General features: G+C 65.8%; 9 protein-coding genes. All 9 read right to left on the bottom strand.

The features are described from left to right. Positions 1–161 precede the first annotated feature (161 nt). Positions 162–473 (bottom strand): hypothetical protein, encoded by a 312-nt coding sequence (locus tag NKG99_RS31305; RefSeq protein ID WP_352873118.1) that lies wholly within the window; start codon positions 471–473, stop codon positions 162–164. Positions 474–529: 56 nt separating this feature from the next. After that, complete coding sequence (locus tag NKG99_RS31300; RefSeq protein WP_006205585.1) at positions 530–853, bottom strand: DUF736 domain-containing protein; 324 nt, start codon at positions 851–853, stop codon at positions 530–532. A 714-nt stretch (positions 854–1,567) separates the two neighbouring features. Continuing rightward, complete coding sequence (locus tag NKG99_RS31295) at positions 1,568–2,101, bottom strand: hypothetical protein (protein ID WP_352873117.1); 534 nt, start codon at positions 2,099–2,101, stop codon at positions 1,568–1,570. 196 nt (positions 2,102–2,297) lie between these two features. Continuing rightward, positions 2,298–2,807, bottom strand: a complete 510-nt coding sequence (locus tag NKG99_RS31290; protein WP_352873115.1) for a GNAT family N-acetyltransferase — start codon at positions 2,805–2,807, stop codon at positions 2,298–2,300. Further along, entirely contained in the window at positions 2,808–3,164 is a 357-nt protein-coding gene (locus NKG99_RS31285; protein WP_352873114.1) for a type II toxin-antitoxin system TacA family antitoxin, read from the bottom strand. It abuts the gene before it with no gap. Between the two features lie 86 nt (positions 3,165–3,250). Further along, positions 3,251–3,670, bottom strand: coding sequence for a hypothetical protein (locus NKG99_RS31280; protein ID WP_352873121.1), 420 nt, complete (start codon positions 3,668–3,670; stop codon positions 3,251–3,253). Beyond that, positions 3,660–3,920: a type II toxin-antitoxin system prevent-host-death family antitoxin gene (locus NKG99_RS31275; RefSeq protein ID WP_057143280.1), complete on the bottom strand. Its 261-nt coding sequence runs from the start codon at positions 3,918–3,920 to the stop codon at positions 3,660–3,662. The genes NKG99_RS31280 and NKG99_RS31275 overlap by 11 nt, the downstream gene beginning before the upstream one ends. Positions 3,921–3,982: 62 nt before the next feature. After that, positions 3,983–4,924, bottom strand: a complete 942-nt coding sequence (locus tag NKG99_RS31270) for a DUF2493 domain-containing protein (protein WP_352873113.1) — start codon at positions 4,922–4,924, stop codon at positions 3,983–3,985. Between the two features lie 247 nt (positions 4,925–5,171). Next, positions 5,172–6,227 (bottom strand): DUF7146 domain-containing protein, encoded by a 1,056-nt coding sequence (locus NKG99_RS31265; RefSeq protein WP_352873111.1) that lies wholly within the window; start codon positions 6,225–6,227, stop codon positions 5,172–5,174. Positions 6,228–6,229: the final 2 nt, after the last annotated feature.

Below are 6,229 nucleotides of genomic sequence, written 5' to 3'. Positions count from 1 at the left end.
CCCCTCGGACTCGTGGCCCGGGGGGGGCGGATTGGTTAATACCACCCTGGGGTGTGTGAGACCCCCCGGTTTCGCAAAACAAACGCCCGGCCCGGGCGCGACCCGGCGCCGGCCTTTTGGGCGCGTTCGCCTAGCCGGGCTCATTGAGGCGTTTCAGGAATTCAGCCAGATCTCCTTCGCGGGGCGCCCGGGCTAGCAACAGGCACCTTGTCTTTGATGAGTTTCGCCGCGACAACCGCCGGCAGTGGCATGAAGCAATAGCCGTGAGCGACGGCTGCGTCGTGAAGATCTTGCAGCGTCTCGAACGCGTGATCGTGGGTGCCGAGCCAGAGCGCCGGGTCGTCGGTCACGTCGTGGGGGAACGCCTGCAGGAAATAGGTCCGAAGCGGCGGGTCGTAACCGATGACAGCGTCTGGATCCGAGCGGCCCTGTCTGGTGGCGGTGCCAGTGACGGTGATGGTGTAGCGGCTCATTGCAACCTCCTTTTGCCGGTGGCGAGCCGACCCTTGCGGGGCCGGCCACCGATGCCTCACTGGGGGTTGTTCCAGAGGATGACCTTCTTGTTCTCCTCGCCGCCCGGGGCGGGTGCAAGATTGCCGAAGATCACGCCGATCTCGGGGGCTTCCAGCTTGACCGAGAGGTACTCCTCGCCCGAACGCTGGGAGATGCGGTGCCAGCCGGCTCCGATCTCGAAGCCTGTGCGCTTGTTGACGATCCGGTAGTCGGGCGCGTCCTCGCGCGACTTGTTGGTGTTCGGGATGAGGGTGATCGGGGCGTTGACCCGGAGCGTGGCAAAGACGCCTTCCATCGAGCCGTCGGCCTTGGTGGTGAGGTTTGCGATCGTGGTGGCCATGGTAGTTCTCCTTCGGTTGCATCGGGACCATTCCCGATGGCGCCAAAGGAGAGGGCCGTCCTGCTGCGGTCATCTCGGCGAAAATTCTGGAAAATTCTGTTTGCCGAAAAATAGCGGGCAGGCCCTTCGCCTGCCCGCGGACAAAAACAGAAATCGAATTTTCCTGAATTTTCGCCGAGTGTACCCCCAACGGGGGTTGACCGCACAAAGCAGGCGGTCGTCTACAAAGGCGACATGAAACGGGAATGGCCCCGGATGCGGCAGATGGAAAAGAACTCAGGCCGCCATCGCTTGGCCGACGCAACGCTGCCGGATCGAAGGAACAGGCTTACCCCGCCAGCCTCTCGGGTCATGTCGTCGGCATCGCCAACACATCGAACAGCAGCATGGCGCGTGAACCGCCTTGCGCGTTCGGTATGGCGGCACAGCGGTTTCGAGATCGAAGCCGGCTGGCAGCGAACTTCACGCCCCACGGTGGCGATGCCTCGCAGCCAGGTTGAATGACCAAGCAAGCCAGGATGTACGACACGCTGCACCCGCTTCAGATGCGAGACGGGCAAGATGATTGTCCTGCACAACGCCCTGCGGCTCTGCGCGTGGGCCGGTCTCGAAAGGGGCCGGCTCCGGCCGTTCATAAAAGTGAGTAAGCGGCGCGGGGTCGGATCAAGCATATCGGATCGGACCGGCCGGGCTGTCGGCGGAACCGGGCGTACATCATCCTGGCAGCGCCAGACGCTCGTCCGCCGTCATGCGCGCTTCGGCTTGGCGGCGAATGTCCGGACCGGCATGGCGGAGCATGGCGCACCAGTCTTGCACATTGTAGGTCATCGCCATGCTGCCTCTGGCCAGATCGTAAATGACGCAGGGCTTGTTCGCGATGGCGAGCCGAAGCACGTTGACGGCCGTCCCGGGTGATGCGCCGTCCCAGACCATCATGCCAAAGTCGGCGCGCCGCGCCATCTCCCGGTCCTTGGCGGCGTGGACCCAGTATCCTTCGGCGCCCTCAGGAGCAGGAACATGGTAGGCAGCCCAGTCGCCAAGATTGTTGCGGGGTTCCTTGCCGGCATGGAAGACCCCGACATGCTCGTAGCCGTAGCCCGCGAGCAGGCCCTGCACCTCGGCACCGGCTCCGGGCGCGTCGCCAATCAGCACGCCGTCCTCGGCAGCAACGATTGCGCCGATGCGAGCGATAGCAGGTTCCGGCAGCTCGAATATCTCGCGTGATCCACCTATGAATATCATCGACATGGTGACTTTCCCTTCTCTCCGCGTCCCCCGCCCCGCGCCGGCCGCCCTCTCGCCCTGGCCCTGCGCGAGGGATCGTCACCCGAAGGCCGAGACGGCGAAGCCGGCTCGAGCGGCGGGAGGCCGCGACGAGAGCCCGGCCGCCCGCAGGCCGGCGCGCCCGGACCCTGCCGCTGCCGGAGGCGTTACGCGCGCGGAGCTACTGGCCTTTGTCGGCCAGCCAGAGACTCACGTCCTGGATCGAGCGCATGAGCACCGACGGATTGTCCCGCGCGGGAATGAAGCCCCAGCTCTGCCAGTAGCGCTCGGCCTCGGCGTTGATCGCCCGCACCACCACCGCGCGGCCGCCGACGATGCCGGCGCCGGCGACGCAGCGATGCAGCGCGTCCTTGACCAGGCCGCTGCCGATGCCTTGTCCGGTATAGCGGCGGTCGACGGCGAGTTGTCCGATCAGCAGGCAGGGGATCGGATCGGGCGGGCGTCCGGTGCGGATAGCGCGCGGTGCGCTGTTTGGCTGGATCACGCCCGGCGCGAGGCCGTAATAGCCGACGACTGTTCCCTCGTCGTGAACGACCAGGACGCGGGTAAAACCGCGGGCCTGGTTCCTTCGCGCGAAGCCGGCCTGCCAAGCGTCGAGCGCCGGCTTGCCGCAATCGAAGCTGTCGAGGCGGTGCGCGTCGTCGAGGAGTTCGATGCCTGAAAGCGCCACCTAGCGGTCCCAGGGCGGGGACCGGCGCAGCCGCACGGCCGCCTTCGGCGGCGACGCAGCGGCGGGGGCTGAGATCGCCTGCATGAAGGCGTCATAGGCTTCCGGGGAGACGCGGATGACGGCTTCGTTGAGGATGGCCGCCTGCGCCTTTTGGAGGGCTGCGCGCCGCATGAACTCCGTGCGCGATACGCCGAGCAGCTCCGCGCCGCGGTCGATGATGGTGAGATCATCGTCGCGAAACCGCATCGAGACGGATATCTTCCTATTTACGGTGGCGGCCATGGTTGCGTTCCTGTGCTGGAATGGACATACGTCGGTGAAATGCAGCATGACACCGGATTTGCGTGACGAAGCCATTCCTGTTCCTGGGACCGGCGTACAGGCATGCGGAAACGGCGGACTGATCCGATCCGAGGTATGCTCCCTGCCGCGAAAAGAGAACGTCAATCCAGACGGCTGACGCGGCGGCCCTCGCTGCGCGCTTCGATAAAGGCGCCTGCGATCTTCATCATGAATGCCTTGCTGAAACGACCGAGGGGCTTACCGTCGGATTCGATGTACCAGGAGCGTTCGGCAATATCGTAGTTGTATTCGTCAACCACGATCCAGCAGCGTTTGAGATCGGTCAGACCGGCGCGGCGGCACTCGATAGCGGAGACTTCCAAACCGACCCGATCGCTGGTCGGTGGCTGGGTGGTTATCGCCAGGAGCGCGAGATGGGTCAGGCCGTCTCTTGCGCCGCGCACAGCGATGACCACGCAGGTCGGCCGGCTCTTGCGGCCTTCCGTTTCGCCGCGCTCCTGTTGCCATGCCCAAAGATACGGGTAGGAGATCACCTGACCAGGCAGAAATCTACCGCTCATCATCGTATCCTTCCCCGCGCGCTAGTCGGTCGATCTCGGCGGCGAAGAGTTCCGTGTGTTCCTCTGGCATCTCGGAGACATGGTATGCGCGGCGGGGATCGCCGCCGATGCGCATCCGTTCGTAGTGCTCGTAGCTCATCAGCACGAACCGGGGTTTCCGGTGCTTGGTGAGAATAACGGGTTCGCGGCTGGCAACGTCGGTGACGTCGCCAACCTGCTTGTTGAGATCCCCGGTCGTGAACTGGCGCATGGCTGGCCTCCTTACCAATCTCCATATTATCTGGATTTTCTGGATTTGCAAGAAAACGGCGCTCACGCGCCGCCCTCCGCGAACCGCCACACGGGGATGCCGAGCCGACGCGCCTTGTCGGCAAGGTTGTCGGTAATGCCGGAGCCGGGAAAGACGATCAGGCCGTAGGGCACCACGGAGAGAAGCTGGTCGTTGCGGCGGAACGGAGCCGCCTTGGCGTGCCGGTTCCAGTCCGGCTTGAAGGCGATTTGGGTGACCTTGCGGTTCTCGGCCCAGCAAGCGGCGATGCGCTCGGCGCCGCGCGGGCTGCCGCCGTGGAGCAGAACCATGTCGGGATGCTTCTCGCGAGCCTTGTCGAGCGCGTCCCAGATCCGGTCGTGATCGTTGCAGTCGAGGCCGCCGGCGAAGGCGATCTTGGTCCCGGCTGGAACGAGCACCTCGGTTTCGGCGCGACGGCGGGCGACGAGGAAGTCTCTGGAGTCGATCACCGAAGCGGTCATCGCCTGGTGGCTGACCTTGGAGCCGGTGCGCGGCCGCCATGCCGATCCGGTTTGTGCCTCGTAGAGGTCGGCGGCCTCATCGCGCATGATTTCGAGCACGTTGCGGCGCTCTATATAAGTGATGCCCTCGGCAGTGAGCCGCTCCAGCTCGACGGACTTCACCTCCGAGCCGTCCTGCTCCTGCTGGCTCGAGCGCTGCGCCTCCTCGTTGCGGTCGAGGCTCCGGGCGACGCGCTCGGCGGCGCGGTGGAAGAGGTTTGCGAAGGACCAGAGCAGGTCGTCAAGATCGGGCTCGAGCCTGGTGTCGCCGAGCATACCGGCGAACGTCTCGACGATACCGGCGAGGCCAGCCCGGATCACTTCGTCGTCGGGAAGTGACCGGGGATCGGGTTCGTCCTGATGCGGGCGATGGCCGTACATCTGCAGTTCGAGGATGACGCGGTCGGTAGGCGAGGAGGCGTGGAAGGGCTCGTAGGCGTCGTCGAAAGGAAGCTCGTAGGTCATGGCGTGTCTCCGTCGGTTGTGGCCGCGCCCATCGCGGCCTGACAGCGCATCCCGGCCGCGCCCCGGGCGCGGCCGCACCGAAGGCCGGAGCGCGAGCGGCGGACGGCGCAGCCGTTGCGGCCGTGACCGGGGGATGGCAGGGGTCGCCTCTCAGGCAGGCCGCGGGCGCGGCCTCTCTGGTGGAGCGCCGCTATGTCTGCAGGCTATCCGGCGACACCGCCCCTGCCCGGCTACTCGCCCCGCCCGTTCATCCGGCCGACAGGAAGAGACGGGCATCCTCCGGGACGAGCTGATCATGTAGCCGTGCTGCGAGGTGGGCCGGGCCGAGATGACGCAGATCGTCGTTGAAATCGCCGAGCTGCGGCCGCAACACCAGGGCGAGGACCCCTGACTCGCCCGCGCGCTGGCTGAGACGCTCGATGCCGTGCCGGCCGGCGGCGTCGGCATCGGCCGCGATGTAGAGGCGACGGCAGCCAGGTGGGAAGTTCAGGCCGGCGAGGTGATTGGCCGAGGTAGCCGCGGCCACCGGCAGCGCCGGCATCACAGTCCGTAGCGAGGCCATCGTCTCGAGGCCCTCGCCCGCGGCCATGATCGGTACGGGCGCACCGGGTTGGTGACCTAGCCAGATTGGGTTGCCAAGGAGATCCCCCAGCGAGCGGCGTGGATCCGCGAGTAGCGCCTTGCCTTGACCCGAAGGATCAAGCCAGGTGCGTTGCAGGCCGGTGATCTGCCCATCGAGATTGGTCACGGCGGCAATCAGCGCAGGAAGTGTATGCATCTCGCCCGTAACGAGATTCCTGTAGTAGCAGTCGGGATGGAAGCGCACGGCACGCTCATGCGTCGAAAGCAGAATGCCGCGACCGGCAAGATAGCGTTCGGCCAGCGTGCCGGCGATCGGCTGGGACATGGCGAACAGGCGACGCGCGGCCTCAGGGGAGCCGCGTTTCGCGGCTGGCTGGCACTGCGCGCCAAAGGGCTGAGACTGGTGCTGGGGCGGTGGCAGCGGCATGGAGAGAAAGCGACGCGCTTCATCTGCGATGTCACGGAACTCGACGAGGCCGCAATTTTCACGGATGACATCGAGCAGATCGCCGAATTCAGACGTCGCCTCGTCGACCCACCTACCCGCCGGGCCCCTAGCGTTTGCCCTCAGCCGCACATGCATGGAACGGCCGCGCGTGTTGCGGATATCGCCGACAATCCAGTAGTTGCCGGAGCGATGGCCGTTGCAGAGATATTCGCGGCACACCGCCTCGGCGTGTTCGCCAAGGCGGCGCGCCAGCTCGGAGGCCGAGGCGGTCATGA

Origin of the sequence: Mesorhizobium sp. M1409 (assembly GCF_040317535.1) — a bacterium.
Classification (GTDB): Bacteria; Pseudomonadota; Alphaproteobacteria; order Rhizobiales; family Rhizobiaceae; genus Mesorhizobium.
The sequence above is the reverse complement of the archived record's forward strand: the minus strand, read 5'-3'. Positions and strand labels throughout refer to the sequence as shown.

Excerpts from the sequence above, each read along its gene's own strand:
- NKG99_RS31305 (WP_352873118.1), bottom strand. The coding sequence starts at position 473 with ATGAGCCGCTACACCATCACCGTCACTGGCACCGCCACCAGACAGGGC.
- NKG99_RS31300 (WP_006205585.1), bottom strand. The coding sequence starts at position 853 with ATGGCCACCACGATCGCAAACCTCACCACCAAGGCCGACGGCTCGATG.
- NKG99_RS31295 (WP_352873117.1), bottom strand. The coding sequence starts at position 2,101 with ATGTCGATGATATTCATAGGTGGATCACGCGAGATATTCGAGCTGCCG.
- NKG99_RS31285 (WP_352873114.1), bottom strand. The coding sequence starts at position 3,164 with ATGGCTTCGTCACGCAAATCCGGTGTCATGCTGCATTTCACCGACGTA.
- NKG99_RS31280 (WP_352873121.1), bottom strand. The coding sequence starts at position 3,670 with ATGAGCGGTAGATTTCTGCCTGGTCAGGTGATCTCCTACCCGTATCTT.
- NKG99_RS31275 (WP_057143280.1), bottom strand. The coding sequence starts at position 3,920 with ATGCGCCAGTTCACGACCGGGGATCTCAACAAGCAGGTTGGCGACGTC.
- NKG99_RS31270 (WP_352873113.1), bottom strand. The coding sequence starts at position 4,924 with ATGACCTACGAGCTTCCTTTCGACGACGCCTACGAGCCCTTCCACGCC.
- NKG99_RS31265 (WP_352873111.1), bottom strand. The coding sequence starts at position 6,227 with ATGACCGCCTCGGCCTCCGAGCTGGCGCGCCGCCTTGGCGAACACGCC.